Consider the following 16955-nt stretch of genomic DNA (forward strand, 5'->3'; position numbering starts at 1 on the left):
GCTAGGGTGGCGCCATGAGCTTTGCAGACCGGATACTGACCATCGTCGTAACCGCCACGCTGACCAGCGCAGTCTGGATCGTGGCGGGCGGCACTCTGATCGAGAATGCAGGCAGTGCCAGCCAGCGCGATGCCACCCGACCGGCGGAGGCTGCGCCAAGCCCTTCTTCCCGCTCAGGAGCTTCGGGTGCCGCCGGCTCGGCGACCGATGCCCCGGAAGCTGGAATGCTCGATACGCGCCCGGTCTCTGCGCCGAGCACGCTCGCGGCGGGCGATCTCCTGATCCCGGTGCTCAACATCCGCGCAGGCGATCTGACGGATACCTTCAGTGACTCGCGGGCCGGGGGGCAGCGCCTGCACGAGGCCATCGACATCATGGCCCCCAAGGGCACTACGGTCGTCGCGGCTGCTCCGGGAGAGGTGGAGAAACTCTTCCGTTCCGATGCCGGGGGCAACACGATCTACGTGCGTTCGACCGACGGCGAGACGATCTACTACTACGCGCATCTCGACAAATATTCGGAGGGCCTCAAGGAAGGCCAGAAAATCCGGCGGGGGCAGCGGCTCGGCACGGTCGGCAGTACCGGCAATGCCTCGGACGAGGCACCGCACCTGCACTTCGCCATCCTGCAGACGATGCCCGATGCCGAATGGTGGGAACCGGCGGTTGCGCTCAATCCCTATCCGCTGCTCCGCGGCAAGTAGGATCTAGCGAAGCGGTCCGGCGCGATGGCAGCGCAGGCGGGTCAATTTCCCGTCACGCCCGATTTCCTGTAGCAGGCCCGAACCCAGCACCATCAGCTTCATTCCCTTGAGCGGGCCGCGCGTGAAGGTGATCTGGCGACCTTCGGCAAGATAGGTGCCGTTGCCGCGGTCGGTGCGATAGCTGGAGCCCTCGATAATCGAGAACGCCTTCCCCTCCTGCTCGATCCATGCCGCGCCAGTAGCGTCGCCGGGCAGGGCACAGACATATTCCCCCTGTTCGACAAGGCCGAGGCGGCCCTGCGCCGCCAGCGGCGTGGTGAGGGAGCCCGCTGCGGCAGCAGCGAGAAGCAGTCTTGCAAGTGTCTTCATACGATCCGTCCGATGCCCATATAACACCTGGCCGGCCGATTTTCCACTCGCTTGCCCGATGCCTCGCTCTCCGCTAAGGCGCGCGGCGCACAACGCCTCCCCAATCGGGCGGGCACGCTCTTTTACAAGTCGAAGGTAGCTTCCCCATGAAGATCAGCGGCGTGGACATCCGTCCGGGCAACATTCTCGAATACGAAGGCGGCATCTGGAAGGTCGCCAAGATCCAGCACACCCAGCCCGGTAAGGGCGGTGCCTACATGCAGGTCGAGATGAAGAACCTGCAGGACGGCCGCAAGACCAACGTCCGCTTCCGCAGCGCCGATACGGTCGAGCGCGTGCGCCTCGATACCAAGGAATTCCAGTTCCTCTACGAAGACGGCGAGATGCTGGTGTTCATGGACAACGACACCTACGAACAGATCACCCTGCCGAGCGACCTCTTGGGCGATGCACGCCCGTTCCTCCAGGACGGCATGCAGGTTACCCTCGAACTGTGGGAAGAGAAGCCGATCTCGGTGGAACTGCCCGCCCAGATCGAAGCCACCATCGTCGAGGCGGACGCGGTGGTTAAGGGCCAGACGGCATCGTCATCCTACAAGCCCGCGATCCTCGACAACGGCGTACGCATCATGGTGCCCCCGCACATCGAAAGCGGCACCCGCATCGTGGTCGACGTTTACGAACAGACCTACGTCGGCAAGGCCAACTGACCGGGCATGGGCAAGTCCGTCGCCAGCCGGTTCGAGAATGTCGATGTCGCCAATAGCGTCCTGCTGGGGGTGGTGATCAACGACGACGAACTGACGCTGGAGATGGACTTCTGCCTGGCGCCCGAGCACCCCGACTACGAGGCGCCGGGCGAGGGCGAGGAGCATTGCTTCCATCCCGGCATGCTGAAATTCGCCGGCATCTCGAAGCTGACGCTCGAGCGTGCCGACAACGCAAGCGGCGGGAACAAGCGCCGCTTCGCCATTCATTCCTTCAATATCGAGGGCACGAAGTTCGACATGAGTTGCGAGTGGGGTGACATCCATTTGCAGGCCCGCTCGATCCGTGTCCTTACCGAATAAGAGAGTACCCATGGCCGCAGTATCCGGACTCATCCGCGTAATGGAGAAAGCCGCACGCAAGGCGGGTGGCCGCCTGCGTCGCGATTTCGGCGAGGTCGAGCACCTGCAGGTGAGCTTCAAGGGCCCGGCAGACTTCGTGTCCAAGGCCGACATGCGCGCCGAGCGCGCGATCTACGACGAGCTCCTTGCCGCGCGCCCTGATTGGGGCTTCGTGATGGAGGAAGCCGGTACGATCGAAGGCGATCCGACCAAGCCGCGCTGGATCGTCGACCCGCTCGACGGTACCAGCAACTTCCTCCACGGCATCCCGCATTTCGCCATCTCGATCGCCGCGCAGGAGCCCAAGCTCGACGGATCGGGCTGGGGCGATGTGGTTGCGGGCGTCGTCTACAACCCCGTTACGGACGAGACCTTCTGGGCCGAGAAAAGCCGCGGTGCGTGGCTGCACGATGGGCGCTTGCGTGTTTCCGGCCGCAGCCGCCTTCCCGAAGCGCTGATTGCAACCGGTATCCCGTTCCAAAGCCACGGCGACTTCGGCGAATGGACCAAGATCTTCGCAGCGGTGGGTCCGCAGGTTGCTGGCATCCGCCGCTTCGGCGCTGCTTCGCTCGACCTAGCATGGCTTGCCGCGGGACGTTTCGACGGCTTCTGGGAAAGCGGCCTCAATGATTGGGACACTGCCGCAGGCTGCCTGATCGTGCGCGAAGCGGGTGGTTTCGTGTCCGACTTCCGTGGACGTTCGATGCCGATCCATGCGAGCCAGGTGCTCGCGGCCAACGATGCCTTGCATTCGAAGCTGCACAAATTGCTGGCAAACGCCTTGAAGGCTTGAACGAGCGCGGCTAACTCCCGCGCTCCCGACCCAGTGCCCCTGTGGCGGAATTGGTAGACGCGCTCGACTCAAAATCGAGTTTCTTTGAAGTGCCGGTTCGAGTCCGGCCAGGGGTACCAGCCACCAGATCGATTGCGACCGACGGGTCGGGAAATCCCGAAATACCTTGTGTTGCGGGCAAAGGTTTGAAATTGCCCAACACAGATGATCGGGGTTCCTTCATACCACGCCATCGCGGCCATGGCCGTGACCATTGCAATGTTCGTCGGCTTTGCGCGCGGAAAGATGTCGGTCGAGATCATCTCGCTCCTGACGATCGCCGTCATTGCCGTCGGCCTTTATTTCTTCCCGCTGCCCGATACCAAGCCCACTGACGGGCTGACGACGGCATTCTCGGGCTTCGGGCACTACGCACTCATTACAATTTGCGCACTGATGATCATGGGGCGGGGGCTAGTCGTCACCGGGGCGCTGGACCCGGCGGCGCGATTCCTCGAGCGGGTGTTCAAGCTGAACGGCCAGTTGGGCCTCCTGCTGTCGCTGGTTGTTGCGTTCCTCCTTTCAATGGGTGTCAACGACACGCCGGTCATGGTGCTCCTGCTGCCGATATTCGTGCAGCTGGCCGCACGCGGTGGTATGGCCTCATCGAAGACACTGATACCGCTCAACGCCGCAGTGTTGATCGGCGGCATGGCGACCACGATCGGCACCTCGACCAATATCCTGGTGGCCTCGATCGCCGTCGACCTCGGTCTGCGACAGATGTCGGTGTTTTCGTTCACGCCCATTGTGCTCGTGTCCGCAATTTTCGCCTTGCCGTACCTCTGGCTGGTGATGCCTCGCATGCTGGGCGACAACCGGGTGGAGAAAACCCACGCCTCGCGCAGGTTCGAAACGCGTTTGCGGATTACCGAGAATTCGATCCTTAACGGGCGTGAGCTGAGCGAGGTATTCTCAAGGCTTCCCGCGGAAATCGAGTTTGGCGACGTCCCGCTGGGACTCCTGCGGCCCAACCAACGCCTGCGCATGTCGGGGACTCATGAGGCGATCGAGGAGGCATCGCGCATCCTGAGGGGTGATACGGCACCCAGCTGGGTCCTCGACCGCATAAAGCGCAGGTCCGATGAAAGCCGTGTCGATATCGCGGTCGTCGAAATGACCGTAACGGTGGACTCCCGGCTTATCGGTCGCACTCTCCCGTCATCCGGAATTGCCGACCTTTATGGCGTAGCGGTGATCGGCATTCACCGGCCGGACCGCATTCTGGGTGAGCGCGAAATTCCCCTGCAAGGCGGAGAACAGCGTTTTGCCGAGGGTGATGTCCTGCTGGTCATGGGCCTGCCCGACGATCTCCAGTCCTTCGCCCGTGCGGACAGCCTGCTCATACTCGAAGGGATGCGCGAACTCCCCCGTCGATCGAAGGCACTTCTAGCCGGTGGGATCATGGTCGGTTCGGTTGGGCTCGCCTCGGTCGGCTTCCTGCCGATCGCAATTTCCGCCCTTGCCGGGGCGATCCTGATGTTCGTTACCGGATGCGTGAAGTTCGACCGTGTCGGGCGAGCACTCTCGGCAAAGGTTATCGTCCTCGTCGCCGCGAGCATTGCGATCGGCAAGATCATTCTCGACAGCGGGGCTGCGGAATGGATTGGCGGTGTCATGGCGCTGGGCCTGCAACACCTGCCTCCTGCTGCCGCACTCGCGGCGATCATGCTGGCGGTTACATTCCTCACCAACTTCGCCTCGAACGCGACCGCTGCCACGGTGGGCACACCCATCGCCTTTGCCATCGCGACCCGACTTGGCTTGCCTCCCGAACCGCTGGTGCTTGCCGTGCTGTTCGGCTGCAACCTGTGTTACGCGACGCCTATTGCGTACCAGACGAACATGCTGATCATGTCCGAAGGCTCCTACGAATTCCGGGACTATATCCGTACCGGCGTGCCGCTGGTTTTGCTCATGGTCACGACCTTGTCGATCGCGTTGGTGGTGACCTACGGACTGTGAGCCTTTCCTAACGGTGACGGCTCTGCAACAGTGAGCGCGACGCCGATGTAAGGTTATGCGGCGAGTTTTCAGGTTTCATGGACCGTGCTCCATGTGTTCCATCCTGTTGGGAGAGTGAGAAGAATGTCCAACTCGGGTCCTGCAGCACTCGTCGCATTGGCAATGGCCGCTACGGCTGCTCCTGCCAGCGCGGACGACCTTCGCACCGCCATCGCCGCCGACATGCCGTCACTGATGGAAATCTACCGTGACCTGCACCAGCACCCCGAGCTGAGCTTCCAGGAGGTACGGTCGGCCAAGGTCATGGCCGATGCCGCGCGCAAGGCGGGCTTCAAGGTCACCGAAGGCGTCGGCAGGACAGGTATCGTCGCAGTTCTCGAGAACGGGCCGGGACCGACCGTCATGATCCGGGCCGACATGGACGCCTTGCCCGTGGTCGAGCAGACCGGGCTTCCCTTTGCCAGCAAGCAGCGCGGCATCCCGCCTTCCGGCGGCGAGACCGGCATCATGCATGCCTGCGGCCATGACACGCACATGACAGCGTGGATCGCGACCGCTCGCCAGATGGCTGCACGCAAGGGCGAATGGTCGGGCACGCTCGTCATGATCGGGCAGCCGGCGGAAGAAACGGGCGAGGGCGCCAAGGCGATGCTCGACGACGGGCTCTACACGCGCTTTCCCAAGCCCGACTATGCTCTGGCCTTCCATGACATGTCGGGCGTTCCGGCGGGCATGATCGCCTATGCGAGCGGTCCGGCAATGGCCAATGTCGATAGCGTCGACATCTACGTGAAGGGGGTCGGCGGCCACGGCGCGGCTCCCCATACGACGAAGGACCCGATCGTCCTTGCGAGTGCCATCGTGATGCGCCTGCAGACCCTGATCAGTCGCGAGAACAATCCGATAGAACCCGCGGTCGTGACCGTTGGCAGCTTCCATGCGGGCTCGCGCTACAACATCATATCCGATTCCGCCCACCTCCAGCTTACCGTGCGTAGCTTCACTGACGAACAGCGCGCGCGGCTGATCGACGGGATCAAGCGGATCGTTGCGGGCGAGGCCATGGCTTCGGGCGTGCCCGAGAACCTGATGCCCGAGGTGAAGTTCGGCGAGGGCTTCACGCCATCACTGATCAATGAACCCGGCTTCACTGCGCAGGTCGTCGCTCCGCTGGTCGAACGTTTCGGCGCCGAAAGAGTTGTGAGCGCCCCGCCGATCATGCCGGGCGAGGACTTCTCGCGCTATCGCCGCGCCGATCCGGCAAATGTCCAGTCGGTGATGCTGTGGGTCGGAGGCGAACGTCCCGAAGCCATCGAGGAAGCCGCGAAAACCGGTGCGACCCTGCCTTCGCTCCATTCGCCCTTCTGGGCGCCGGATGCGGAAAAGGTTATCGCATCGGGGGCAGAGGCTCTGGCCAGCACGGCCATCGACCTCATGTCGAAAACCAAGGGCTAGTCATAAAATTGTGGCCGCCGGAGTGTTGGGGACACTCCGACGGCCGTATTCTCCTCCCCAGGAGAACTGTTGAATTCTAGTTGCCCGTCAACCGTCTGACGGCACGTAGGTGCCGAGGCGGTGGTGCAGCGCGTTGATCTTGGCCAGCTCCTCGCGGTCGTCCGTCTGGCGGGCGTAGGCGGTAAGCGCGGTACGCAGCAGGCGGAAGTCGGCGGTCGAGAACAGTGCGCGGGCGCGGCCCGGTTCCGTCTTCGGAGTGTCGTCGGTCATGCTCGTCATCCTCTCTCTCCTTACGCCGCAGCGAACTGGTTCATGGTGTTTGCAGCACCGCCAGCCTTGAGCGCTGCCTCGCCGGCGAAGTATTCCTTGTGGTCGTCGCCGATGTCGCTGCCACTCATGTTCTGGTGCTTCACGCAAGCGATGCCCTGGCGGATTTCCTCGCGCTGGACGTTCTTGACGTAGCCCAGCATCGCCTGGTCGCCGAAGTATTCCTTGGCGAGGTTGTCCGTGCTCAGCGCAGCCGTGTGGTAGGTCGGCAGCGTGATGAGGTGGTGGAAGATGCCGGCGCGCTTCGCAGCATCGCGCTGGAAGGTCCGGATCTTCTCGTCGGCTTCGGCGGCCAGATCGGTCGCGTCGTAGTCGATGCTCATCAGCTTGGCCCGATCGTAGGCCGACACGTCCTTGCCTGCCGCTTCCCAGGCATCGTAGACCTGCTGGCGGAAGTTCAGCGTCCAGTTGAAGCTGGGCGAGTTGTTGTAAACCAGCTTGGCGTTCGGAATGACCTCGCGGATGCGGTCGACCATGCCGGCGATCTGCTCGATGTGCGGCTTCTCGGTCTCGATCCACAGAAGGTCCGCGCCGTTCTGGAGCGAGGTGATGCAGTCGAGCACGCAGCGGTCCTCACCGGTCCCCGAACGGAACTGGTAGAGGTTGCTGGGCAGGCGCTTGGGTGACAGCAGCTTGCCATCGCGGCTGATGAAGACCTGGCCGTTCGTGATGTCGGCCGGATCGACTTCGTCGCAATCGAGGAAGCTGTTGTACTGGTCGCCAAGATCGCCGGGCTCGGTCGAGTAGGCGATCTGCTTGGTCAGGCCCGCGCCGAGCGAGTCTGTGCGCGCAACGATGATGCCGTCGGGAACGCCCAGTTCGAGGAAGGCGTAGCGGATCGCACGGATCTTCTGGAGGAAGTCCTCATGCGGAACAGTGACCTTGCCGTCCTGGTGGCCGCACTGCTTTTCGTCCGACACCTGGTTCTCGATCTGCAGCGCGCAGGCGCCGGCCTCGATCATCTTTTTGGCGAGCAGGTAGGTCGCCTCGGCATTGCCGAAACCGGCGTCGATGTCGGCGATGATCGGAACGACATGCGTTTCATGCTCGTCGATCTGGCGCAGCAGGCGGTGCGTGTTGACTGCGTCGCCCGCGGCCTTGGCAGCGTCGAGTTCGCGGAACAGGCCACCCAGTTCACGGGCGTCGGCCTGCTTCAGGAAGGTGTAGAGCTCGCCGATCAGCGAAGAGACCGAGGTCTTTTCGTGCATCGACTGGTCGGGCAGGGGCCCGAACTCGCTGCGCAGGGCGGCGACCATCCACCCCGAGAGGTAGAGGTAACGGCGCTTGGTATTGCCGAAGTGCTTCTTGATGCTGATCAGCTTCTGCTGCGCAATGAAACCGTGCCAGGTGCCGAGCGACTGCGTGTAGTTCGCAGGGTCGCGGTCATAGGCTTCCATGTCGGCGCGCATGATCTTCGCGGTGTACTTCGCGATGTCGAGGCCGGTGGGGAAGCGGTTCTGTACGACCATGCGCGCGGCGCTCTCGGCGTCGATGGCAGCCCAGGGGGTGCCGTTGGCAGCGATGGTTTCGTTCAGTTCCTTGATCCGGGCCGAGTAGGTCACGGGTATGCTCCTTGATCGTCTGGGGCGTGATCGCCTCGCAACCGATGTGGGGGAGGGTGGAGATTCGCGACAGGAAAATTTACAAAAAATCTTGTCTAGACTTGTGCTGACGCGGTAGGGAGTATGTAAATGTGTAAAGAAAGTGACATGCAATGGCTGAGGAAGCCCTCTTCGCCGGTCCTGCCATCCGTCGCCTGCGCAAGCGTGAGGGGCTCACACAGGCCGCGACTGCGGCGCGACTGGACATATCTCCGAGCTACCTCAACCTGATCGAGCGCAACCAGCGTCCAATCAGTGCGCGCGTGGTCATGCGCCTGGTCGAGCAGTTCGACTTCGATCCCCGCACCTTGCGCGAGGATGAGGCGATCGGCGGCATCGATGGTCTCGCCCGCCGTTTCGCCGACGAGCGTTTTGCCGATCTTGGCATCGACCGTGAGGAAATGCAGGAATTGCTCGCCAGCGCTCCCCAAGCCGCAGCGGCATTTGCGCGCCTCTACGATAATGCGGGGCGGGCGCCTGTCGAAGAGGACGATCCCCTATTCGCGCTGCGCCGGGAGATCGAGAAATGGCGCAATCATTTCGCCGATCTTGACAACGCTGCCGAGGAACTTGCCGATGAAATGCGCCTGTCGCGTGGAGATATTGGGCTCGCGCTGACAGACCGTCTGCGCGAACGGCACCAGCTTTCCGTTCGCATCCTGCCGCGCGACGTAATGCCCGACAGCATGCGCCGTCTCGACCTCCATGCGCGCCAGATACAGCTTTCCGAAATGCTCAGCGCGGCATCGCGCAATTTCCAACTCGCGCTTGCAATCGCGCGCCTGGAATTTCGCGACGAAATCGATGCCATTGCCAAGGGTGCGCAATTCGATGACGAGACTGCACGAGGGCTGTTCACGCGCCATCTCGATGGGTATTTCGCCGCGGCGCTCCTGATGCCGTACTCCCGTTTCCTGCGTGCCTGTGAAGCCACCGGATACGACTTGCCGGTCTTGTTAAGGCGCTTCAGCGTGAGCTTCGAGCAGCTGGCCCATCGCCTGACCACGCTCCAGCGCGTCGGGCAGCGAGGATTGCCGTTCTTCATGGTTCGGGTCGATCGGGCTGGCCAGTTCTCGAAAACCTTCGTCGGGGCGAGCACTGCGCGGTTCGTCAACTCCGACGTCAGTTGCCCACTGTGGCATGCGCACCGCGCTTTCGAGCGAGCAGGGGAATTGCAGGTGCAGTTTGTTTCACTCGACGTTGCTGGGGAACGCGAGGGGGGCTGGCTGACGATTTCCCGCACGGTCGAAGGGCGCGGGGAGCCGGGCGAAACGCAATTCGTCGTCTCGATCGGTGTTGAGGCGGTCCTCGCGGGCGATCTTGCCCAGGCGCGGGGCATTTCGTTGCGCTCGGACGATGCGCAGCCCATCGGACCCGGCTGCCGTCGATGCCATCGGGTACGGTGCAGCCAGAGATCGCTGCCACCCACCGGTCGACGGCTCACTTTCGATCCGGTCCGCTACGGCATCACGCCGTTCGAGTTTGCAGGCAATTAACCAACGATCTTCGGCGGTTGAGGAACCGCAGCGAGGTCGCACACGTTTTACGCTCCAAAATCTCATTCGCAGGGAGCGAAAAATGACCGAAGAACGCATCACCGAAACGACCACGCCGACCGGCGATACGCATACCACTCATACTGTCATTACCGACGGTGAAGGCCGCAGCGGCGGGACCAACTGGGGCATCCTGCTCCTCGTCCTGATCGTCGCCGTAGTGGGCATCTTCTTCCTCACCCAGATGAGCGGCGCGGAAGTGGCCAAGGACAATGCGGTTGCGGAAGCCGCCAGTGAAGTCGGCAATGCTGCCAACGAGGTTGGCGATGCCGCCCAGAATGCCGGCGAAGCCGTTCAGGACGCCGTTTCCAACTAAGGCGATTTTCGAAGAACAAGGGCGGCGAGGCACTGCTTCGTCGCCCTTATTCTTGTCAGTGTAAAATTTACCGACAATTCATCCCTGTCTGCTAGTCAAGAATTCCGACACCTGGAATTCGCGAGCCCGGACAAGATGATCCGCCTTTTCAAGCACTACATCTCGTACAATGTCGTGCTGCTCGGCATATTGGACCTGCTTGTCCTTGTGGCCGCCGGCGAAGTCGCCTGGCGCATCCGTATCACGCAGATCGGAAGCAGTATCGGATTGCTCGAGAACCGTTTGATCGAGCTGAGCGGATTTGCGCTCGTGACCTGGCTGACGATGATCGCGGTAGGTGCCTACAGCCCTGAGGGATTGCGCTCCATCCGCTTCGCTGCTTCCCGCATGCTCGTTGCAATATTGCTGGGCGTGGGTGCGATTGCCATCGCCAACTTCATCCTGCCAGGATCGGTGTTCTGGCGCTCGATCCTGTTCTACGCGACCATCATCGCCTTCTTCGGGCTCGTCATTGCGCGCTACTTCGCAGAGAGAATGATCGGCATCGAGACCTTTCGTCGGCGGATACTTGTGCTTGGCTCGGGGAAGCGCGCTGCTCGGCTGATGCGGCTTTCGAAGAGGCCAGGAAGCGGTTTCATCGCTACCGCATTCGTCGACATGGGCGACTGTACACCCGAAATCGAACATTCCGTCCCACGGCAGTCGATCCAGGATTTCGGCCGCTACGTCGAGCGGCTTGGCGCCAGCGAGGTTGTCCTTGCATTGGAGGAACGCCGCAACTCGTTGCCATTGAAGGAACTGCTGCGGATCAAGACGAAAGGCGTGAACGTCAACGATTACTCGAGCTTCATCGAGCGCGAGACGGGCCGCGTCGACCTGGACACACTCAACCCCAGCTGGCTGATCTTTTCGGACGGTTTTTCGGCCGAACAGCGGATTTCACGTATACTCAAGCGCGGCTTCGATGTTGCGGTCAGCCTGGTCATCCTGGTGGTCGCCTTGCCCCTGATTGTCTTCTTTGCGGCCGCGGTGAAGCTTGAGAGCAAGGGGCCAGCGTTCTTTCGCCAGCGCCGCGTGGGTCTCTACGGCGAAGACTTCACGCTTATCAAACTGCGTTCGATGCGCACCGATGCGGAAGCCAACGGTGCGAAATGGGCAGAGGAGAACGATCCGCGCATTACTCGCGTCGGACGGATCATTCGCAAGGTTCGAATCGATGAACTCCCTCAGTTGTGGAGTGTCCTGAAGGGCGAAATGAGCTTCGTTGGACCACGTCCCGAAGTGCCGCATTTCGTGGCCGATCTTGAACGCGAGCTGCCCTATTACGCGGAACGTCATGTGGTGAAGCCAGGGATCACGGGCTGGGCGCAGATCAACTATCCCTATGGCGCAAGCATCGAGGATGCCAGGCACAAGCTCGAGTACGATCTGTACTACGCGAAGAACTACACTCCCTTCCTCGACATCCTGATCCTGTTGCAGACTGCGCGGGTGATCCTCTGGCCGGCAGGTGCGCGCTGATGATCTGGGCGGGGACCCTATCATATGCCGCTTATTCGATCGGCGCGATTATTTGTGCCATCGCCGCGGTCTGGGTGGGCAGCAGGGGCGATCCCAACCGCAGCGACCGGGCGCCAGCTATTGCCGCGCTAGCGCTAACTGCAAATTGGTGCTTCGCGGCGGCGAGTTTCGAGCCGGGCAACTTTATGGTCGAGCTGACCGAAATCGCACGCAATCTTGGGTGGTTGTTTGTGCTGTTTCGCCATTTCGCCAACGATGGTCGTGACGAGAGCCTGCGCATCGTGCGGCCCGCGATGGTTGCACTCGGCTTCGTAGAAATATTGCACTTCGCCTTGCTGCTGCTGGCAAAGCGTTACTCCTTTACGCCGGAGATAGCCTCGCTCGTCTTCGAGACCGCCGTACTTTTCCGGATAATGGTGGCCATTGGCGCACTGGTGCTCGTTCATAACCTCTACATCGGTGCATCCGTGGCCTCGCGCAGCTTGTTGCGGTGGAATGCCGCAGCTTTGGCCGGTCTCTGGGCGTTTGATCTCAACTATTACACCGTCAGCTATATTATCGGTGCGGTTCCTGGCCAGATTGCGGCCGTGCGTGGTCTGGCAGCGGGTATTGTCGCAGTCCCCTTTGCGTTCGGCTTTGCCCGGGCGGCGGCAGGCCTGGAGTTCCGTCCATCGCGTGCTGTTACTTTCCGTTTCCTGTCATTGCTGGTGATCGGTGCCTACCTCGTCATGATGGTCGCGGTGGCGCGGTGGCTGGACCTGCTGACCGGCGATCTGGCGAGGCTTGCGCAAGTGGGACTGGTGATCGCAGCCGGAGCTCTGGCGCTGATCTGGTTGCCGTCACAGCGCATGCGCGGCTGGCTTCGCGTGACGGCAATCAAGCACCTGTTCAAACACCGCTACGATTACCGCGCTGAGTGGATCCGATTTACTCATACAATCGGCAGGACAGGCTTCGATGAAACCAGCCTGCAGGAGCGTGCAGTCAAGGCGCTTGCCGATATCACTGACAGTCCATCCGGCCTGCTCCTGGTACCGGATGAAACCGGTGCGCTGCAGATTGCCGCAAAATGGCGCTGGCATGGCGATGAGATCCCGGCACCCGCAGCTCCTGCAGCGCTTTCGGCGATACTAGAACGCGAGGAGCTGATCCTCGACCTCGATGAAGTGCGCGATGGCAAGGATCACTACGGTGAACGCGATGCTGTGCCTCAGTGGTTGCGCGACGACAGGCGTGTCTGGGCAGCAGTTCCGCTGCTTCACTTCGACCGCCTGGTAGGGCTTGCCGTCCTTTCCCGCCCCCCGGCGATGCGCAAACTCGATTGGGAGGATTTCGATCTCCTCACCGTCGTCGGGCGACAGCTGGCCAGCTACCTGGCCGAGGAAAGCGGTCAGGCGGCACTGCTGGAAGCTGGACGCTTTGATGAGTTCAACCGGCGGATGGCATTCGTGATGCATGACATCAAGAACCTGTCGAGCCAGATGTCGCTGTTGCTTCGCAACGCCGAAAAACATGCCGACAAGCCGGAATTCCGCAAGGACATGCTGGTGACGCTGCGCAACAGCGCAGACAAGCTCAATGCCCTGCTGGCACGCCTTGCGCGCTATGGCCCCAAGGACACTGCGAAGGCGGAGCCATTCGACATGGCAGTTGTTGCCCGCACTCTCCAGAAGCGCTTTGCCCACCTGCACACCGTTTCGCTCCTGCGGGTGGAGAGTGCATTGGTAACCGGGGACAGTGAAGCATTGGAGCAGGCTCTGGTTCACCTGGTCCAGAATGCAATCGATGCGAGCGACAACGACAGCGCGGTGGCACTTGAAGTCTATTCGGATGGCGTCTGCGGCAAGATCAACGTGATCGACAACGGACGTGGCATGAGCCCGCAGTTCCTCCGCAACGGACTATTCAAGCCGTTCGTTTCATCGAAGGATGGCGGCTTTGGCATTGGCGCGTTCGAGGCTCGCGAGATGGTTCGGGCAATGGGTGGTCGCCTTGATGTCGAATCCCGCGAAGGGATCGGATCGCGCTTCACCGTCGCATTGCCTTTGCTGGCTGCCGACCAGCTGATCAGGCGCAGCCCTGACCCTGCAAACTACGAGACCGTCTGATATGGCCAATACGAGACCAACACTGCTCATCGTCGAAGACGATGAAGGCCTGCAGGCACAGCTCAAGTGGGCTTATGACGACTTCGATGTCGTCATTGCGGGCAACCGTGAGGCTGCACTTGCTGCCTTGCGCGCGGAAGAGCCGCCCGTCGTTACCCTCGACCTCGGCCTGCCGCCGGATCCAGACGGCACGAGCGAAGGCTTTGCGGTGCTTGAAGCGATCATGGCGATGAAGCCGGACACCAAGGTCATCGTCGCCTCCGGTCATGGCGCGCGTGAAAGCGCTCTGCGTGCGATCGAGCAGGGTGCTTACGACTTCTACCAGAAGCCCGTGGATATCGACACGCTGGGCTTGATCGTCCAGCGGGCCTATCGCCTGCACCAGATCGAAAGCGAGAACCGCCGCCTTGCGGACAAGGTCGGCGAGGATCGCACGGTCCTCGGTTCCATGATCACGGCAGCACCGGAGATGGGCAAGGTCGCACGCACCATCGAGCGTGTCGCGCCGACCAATGTCTCTGTCATGCTCCTGGGAGCCAGCGGTACCGGTAAGGAACTTCTCGCCAAGGGTCTGCACCAGGCAAGCGACCGACGCAGCGGAGCCTTCATCGCCATCAACTGCGCGGCGATCCCCGAGAATTTGCTCGAAAGTGAGCTGTTCGGGCATGAAAAGGGCGCATTCACCGGGGCGGTAAAGACGACAGAGGGCAAGATCGAACTTGCCGATGGCGGAACCCTCTTCCTCGACGAGGTCGGCGACATTCCCTTGCCGTTGCAAGTGAAGCTCCTCCGTTTCCTGCAGGAGCGGACCATCGAACGCATCGGTGGCCGCAAACCGATCGCCGTGGACACCCGTATTGTCTGTGCGACGCACCAGGACCTCGAGGCGATGATCGGCGAGGGCACATTTCGCGAGGACCTCTATTATCGCCTTGCCGAGATCGTGGTGAAGGTGCCCACGCTTTCGGAGCGCCCGGGCGATGCGGTGCTGCTCGCCAAGCATTTTCTTGCCCGTTTCTCGGCCGAGATGAACCCGCACGTGAAAGGCTTCGCGCCCGATGCACTGTCGGCGATCGACAATTGGGGCTGGCCTGGCAATGTTCGCGAACTCGAGAACCGCGTCAAACGCGCGGTGATCATGGCGGACGGCAAGCTGGTGGGGGCCGAAGATCTCGATCTGCTGGATACCGACGAGGATGGCGCGGACCTGGCGCTGAACCTCAAGACGGCTCGCGAACAGGCCGACAGGCGAATGATCCGTCAGGCTCTCGCAAGAACCGAAGGCAACATTTCGAACACGGCGAAGTTGCTGGGGATCAGTCGGCCGACGCTATACGATCTCCTGAAACAGTATGACCTCCAGGCGTGATCGCCTCGCCCTTGGAATCCTGCTGCTCGCCTACACTGCGGGACTGACCGGTTGCGGTCAACGAAGCCCAGACGTTGCTCCGCTGGAGCGGGCCAAAGGCGAGCTGGCATCCGGACATGCCGCTGGCGCCAAATTTATCCTCGTTGAGTTGCTGTCCGAAGGTGCACCGTCCCCGGCCCTGGCTGCCTACTTTGGCGAGGCTGCCCTGGCCAGAGGCGATCTCGAGGAAGCTGCAAGATGGCTCGATCCGGGGAATTTCAGCGAAGATACGCGGGCTCACGGACTTCGGATGCAGGGCCGATTGGCCATGGCGAGGGGCAATCTGCCTGCAGCCGGTCAGGCATTTGACCGTTCATTGTCTCTGGACCCCGGAAGTGCTGCGCTCTGGGTGGACATCGGCCGGCTTCGGTATCGTGGCGGTGAACAGTTGCAGGCTCTCGAAGCGGCCGATCGAGCTGTAGCGCTTGGACCGCAGCAGGCCGTAGCTCTGCAGTTTAGAGGCCAGCTGTCGAGAGATTCGCAGGGGGTCGTGCCGAGTATCCGGTGGTTCGAGAGGGCGCTCGCCGCACAACCCGGTAATCTCGATATCCGTATCGACCTCGCCGCGACCTTGGGCGATGCGGGACGGGCAAAGGCTGCCTTGGGGGTGCTTCGCGGTGAAGGCGGACAGGCCGTCGGCCATCCCCGCGGAGAGTTTATCCAGGGGGTAATCGCCGCGCGTGGAGGGAAGTTTTCTCTCGCAAGGGACTTTCTGGAAAGGTCTGGGCTCGGGAAAGAGGGAGTCGCCTCCGCGCTTCTTCTTTCGGCGATCATCGACATTCACGAAGGCAACTTCGACAGCGCCGCGCAGACACTGGACCGCCTGTACGGACGACAGCCTGACAACGGCCGGGTGGTTGATTTGCTGGCGCTGGCCCTGTCGCGAGGCGGTAGCGAAGCAGAACTGGTCCACCGGTTCGAAAAGCGGGCAGCCGGTCCGGCCGGTTCCAACTACCTTCGGACCCTCGTCGGCAGGGCATACGAGGCCATGGATGATCGTGTGTCGGCTTCGCGATTTCTCGACCTTGCTGCGCAGGGAAGCCGAGGTCTGTCAGCCCTTCCGATAAGCGGTGGACTACCTGAAGAAAGGGATCGGATCAGGTCAGCAATCGCCCGCGGACAATCCGTCGACGCTCTCCGTCAGGCTCGTGCCTTCGCCAGGCAGTTCCCGGGTTCCTGCGATGCCCTGGCGCTGCTGGGTGACGCATTGTTGGTCAGCGGAAACAGGGAAGAGGCAGCTCAAGCGTACTCGAAGTCGGCGAAGGTCCGCAAGCCGTGGCCACTGGTCCCTCGAATGGCATCAAGCGTGAACGGGAAAGCAGCCGCGCGATACATGCTCGAAGACTTCGTAGTCGCCAATCCGTTGAACGGAGAGGCCGCAGCAATGCTTTCCGATGCCTACGCGCTCGAAGGGCAATGGACCCGGGCCGCCGCGCTGCTCGATCATGCCATGTCCTTGGGTCATGGGCGCGTGCCCTGGGTACTTTCGGCACGGAGTATTGCCGCCGCTCACTTGGGCGAAAGCGAGGAGGCCCTGCAGTATGCCATCGCCGCCAATTCGCTGCAGCCTATGAACCAGAGCGCTGTACGAGCCTTGCTCGGCTCTCTCCCCCGGGAACAAGTGGAGGCAAGGGCAGAATTGTCCACCAAGCTTCGCTCACTCGGTCGGCGGTGATGGCTCGAC

The 16955-nt window shown here is 61.9% G+C and carries 15 protein-coding genes and 1 tRNA gene; 13 read left to right on the top strand and 3 right to left on the bottom strand.

Features of this window, described 5'->3' with window-relative positions; all coding sequences use genetic code 11:
• Positions 1-14 precede the first annotated feature (14 nt).
• Positions 15-704: a M23 family metallopeptidase gene (locus tag RAM60_RS04580; RefSeq protein ID WP_369025384.1), complete on the top strand. Its 690-nt coding sequence runs from the start codon at positions 15-17 to the stop codon at positions 702-704.
• A 3-nt stretch (positions 705-707) separates the two neighbouring features.
• Here RAM60_RS04580 and RAM60_RS04585 read toward each other — a convergent pair whose 3' ends face one another.
• The gene (locus tag RAM60_RS04585; RefSeq protein WP_200983592.1) at positions 708-1073 is read right to left on the bottom strand and encodes an elongation factor P; all 366 of its coding nucleotides are present in this window, start codon (positions 1071-1073) and stop codon (positions 708-710) included.
• Between the two features lie 146 nt (positions 1074-1219).
• Here RAM60_RS04585 and efp point away from each other — a divergent pair, with 146 nt between their 5' ends.
• From efp to RAM60_RS04615, 6 genes are all read left to right on the top strand, one after another.
• Positions 1220-1783: an elongation factor P gene (gene efp, locus RAM60_RS04590; protein WP_200983594.1), complete on the top strand. Its 564-nt coding sequence runs from the start codon at positions 1220-1222 to the stop codon at positions 1781-1783.
• Positions 1784-1789: 6 nt separating this feature from the next.
• Entirely contained in the window at positions 1790-2143 is a 354-nt protein-coding gene (locus RAM60_RS04595) for a hypothetical protein (protein ID WP_200983596.1), read from the top strand.
• 10 nt (positions 2144-2153) lie between these two features.
• Positions 2154-2975 carry an inositol monophosphatase family protein gene (locus RAM60_RS04600; protein WP_369025383.1) on the top strand — a complete coding sequence of 274 codons (822 nt, stop codon included), beginning with the start codon at positions 2154-2156 and terminating at the stop codon, positions 2973-2975.
• A 35-nt stretch (positions 2976-3010) separates the two neighbouring features.
• Positions 3011-3094: transfer RNA gene (locus RAM60_RS04605), tRNA-Leu, on the top strand.
• 85 nt (positions 3095-3179) lie between these two features.
• Positions 3180-4979 (top strand): SLC13 family permease, encoded by a 1800-nt coding sequence (locus tag RAM60_RS04610; protein WP_369025382.1) that lies wholly within the window; start codon positions 3180-3182, stop codon positions 4977-4979.
• Between the two features lie 123 nt (positions 4980-5102).
• Positions 5103-6434, top strand: a complete 1332-nt coding sequence (locus RAM60_RS04615) for a M20 metallopeptidase family protein (RefSeq protein ID WP_369025381.1) — start codon at positions 5103-5105, stop codon at positions 6432-6434.
• An 87-nt stretch (positions 6435-6521) separates the two neighbouring features.
• Here RAM60_RS04615 and RAM60_RS04620 read toward each other — a convergent pair whose 3' ends face one another.
• Both RAM60_RS04620 and RAM60_RS04625 read right to left on the bottom strand, forming a co-directional pair.
• Positions 6522-6713, bottom strand: a complete 192-nt coding sequence (locus tag RAM60_RS04620) for a hypothetical protein (RefSeq protein ID WP_510640251.1) — start codon at positions 6711-6713, stop codon at positions 6522-6524.
• A gap of 11 nt (positions 6714-6724) precedes the next feature.
• Complete coding sequence (locus RAM60_RS04625; protein WP_369025380.1) at positions 6725-8323, bottom strand: isocitrate lyase; 1599 nt, start codon at positions 8321-8323, stop codon at positions 6725-6727.
• 152 nt (positions 8324-8475) lie between these two features.
• On the opposite strand from RAM60_RS04625, the gene RAM60_RS04630 reads away from it, so the two are divergent.
• The 6 genes from RAM60_RS04630 (at position 8476) to RAM60_RS04655 (ending at position 16946) form a co-directional block, all read left to right on the top strand.
• Positions 8476-9858, top strand: a complete 1383-nt coding sequence (locus tag RAM60_RS04630; RefSeq protein WP_369025379.1) for a helix-turn-helix domain-containing protein — start codon at positions 8476-8478, stop codon at positions 9856-9858.
• Between the two features lie 82 nt (positions 9859-9940).
• Complete coding sequence (locus RAM60_RS04635) at positions 9941-10234, top strand: hypothetical protein (RefSeq protein WP_369025378.1); 294 nt, start codon at positions 9941-9943, stop codon at positions 10232-10234.
• 135 nt (positions 10235-10369) lie between these two features.
• Positions 10370-11755 (top strand): TIGR03013 family XrtA/PEP-CTERM system glycosyltransferase, encoded by a 1386-nt coding sequence (locus tag RAM60_RS04640; protein WP_369025377.1) that lies wholly within the window; start codon positions 10370-10372, stop codon positions 11753-11755.
• Positions 11755-13863, top strand: a complete 2109-nt coding sequence (gene prsK / locus RAM60_RS04645) for an XrtA/PEP-CTERM system histidine kinase PrsK (RefSeq protein WP_369025376.1) — start codon at positions 11755-11757, stop codon at positions 13861-13863. Before RAM60_RS04640 ends, prsK begins: the two co-directional genes overlap by 1 nt.
• Before the next feature lies 1 nt (position 13864).
• On the top strand, positions 13865-15232 hold the full coding sequence (prsR, locus tag RAM60_RS04650; RefSeq protein ID WP_369025375.1) for a PEP-CTERM-box response regulator transcription factor: 1368 nt from the start codon (positions 13865-13867) through the stop codon (positions 15230-15232).
• Positions 15216-16946: a tetratricopeptide repeat protein gene (locus RAM60_RS04655; RefSeq protein WP_510640255.1), complete on the top strand. Its 1731-nt coding sequence runs from the start codon at positions 15216-15218 to the stop codon at positions 16944-16946. The genes prsR and RAM60_RS04655 overlap by 17 nt, the downstream gene beginning before the upstream one ends.
• Positions 16947-16955 lie beyond the last annotated feature (9 nt).

Origin of the sequence: Qipengyuania sp. RANM35, from assembly GCF_041021145.2 — a bacterium.
GTDB lineage: Bacteria > Pseudomonadota > Alphaproteobacteria > Sphingomonadales > Sphingomonadaceae > Qipengyuania > Qipengyuania soli.

Excerpts from the sequence above, each read along its gene's own strand:
- RAM60_RS04580 (WP_369025384.1), top strand. The coding sequence starts at position 15 with ATGAGCTTTGCAGACCGGATACTGACCATCGTCGTAACCGCCACGCTG.
- RAM60_RS04585 (WP_200983592.1), bottom strand. The coding sequence starts at position 1,073 with ATGAAGACACTTGCAAGACTGCTTCTCGCTGCTGCCGCAGCGGGCTCC.
- efp (WP_200983594.1), top strand. The coding sequence starts at position 1,220 with ATGAAGATCAGCGGCGTGGACATCCGTCCGGGCAACATTCTCGAATAC.
- RAM60_RS04595 (WP_200983596.1), top strand. The coding sequence starts at position 1,790 with ATGGGCAAGTCCGTCGCCAGCCGGTTCGAGAATGTCGATGTCGCCAAT.
- RAM60_RS04600 (WP_369025383.1), top strand. The coding sequence starts at position 2,154 with ATGGCCGCAGTATCCGGACTCATCCGCGTAATGGAGAAAGCCGCACGC.
- RAM60_RS04610 (WP_369025382.1), top strand. The coding sequence starts at position 3,180 with ATGATCGGGGTTCCTTCATACCACGCCATCGCGGCCATGGCCGTGACC.
- RAM60_RS04615 (WP_369025381.1), top strand. The coding sequence starts at position 5,103 with ATGTCCAACTCGGGTCCTGCAGCACTCGTCGCATTGGCAATGGCCGCT.
- RAM60_RS04620 (WP_510640251.1), bottom strand. The coding sequence starts at position 6,713 with ATGACGAGCATGACCGACGACACTCCGAAGACGGAACCGGGCCGCGCC.
- RAM60_RS04630 (WP_369025379.1), top strand. The coding sequence starts at position 8,476 with ATGGCTGAGGAAGCCCTCTTCGCCGGTCCTGCCATCCGTCGCCTGCGC.
- RAM60_RS04635 (WP_369025378.1), top strand. The coding sequence starts at position 9,941 with ATGACCGAAGAACGCATCACCGAAACGACCACGCCGACCGGCGATACG.
- RAM60_RS04640 (WP_369025377.1), top strand. The coding sequence starts at position 10,370 with ATGATCCGCCTTTTCAAGCACTACATCTCGTACAATGTCGTGCTGCTC.
- prsK (WP_369025376.1), top strand. The coding sequence starts at position 11,755 with ATGATCTGGGCGGGGACCCTATCATATGCCGCTTATTCGATCGGCGCG.
- prsR (WP_369025375.1), top strand. The coding sequence starts at position 13,865 with ATGGCCAATACGAGACCAACACTGCTCATCGTCGAAGACGATGAAGGC.
- RAM60_RS04655 (WP_510640255.1), top strand. The coding sequence starts at position 15,216 with ATGACCTCCAGGCGTGATCGCCTCGCCCTTGGAATCCTGCTGCTCGCC.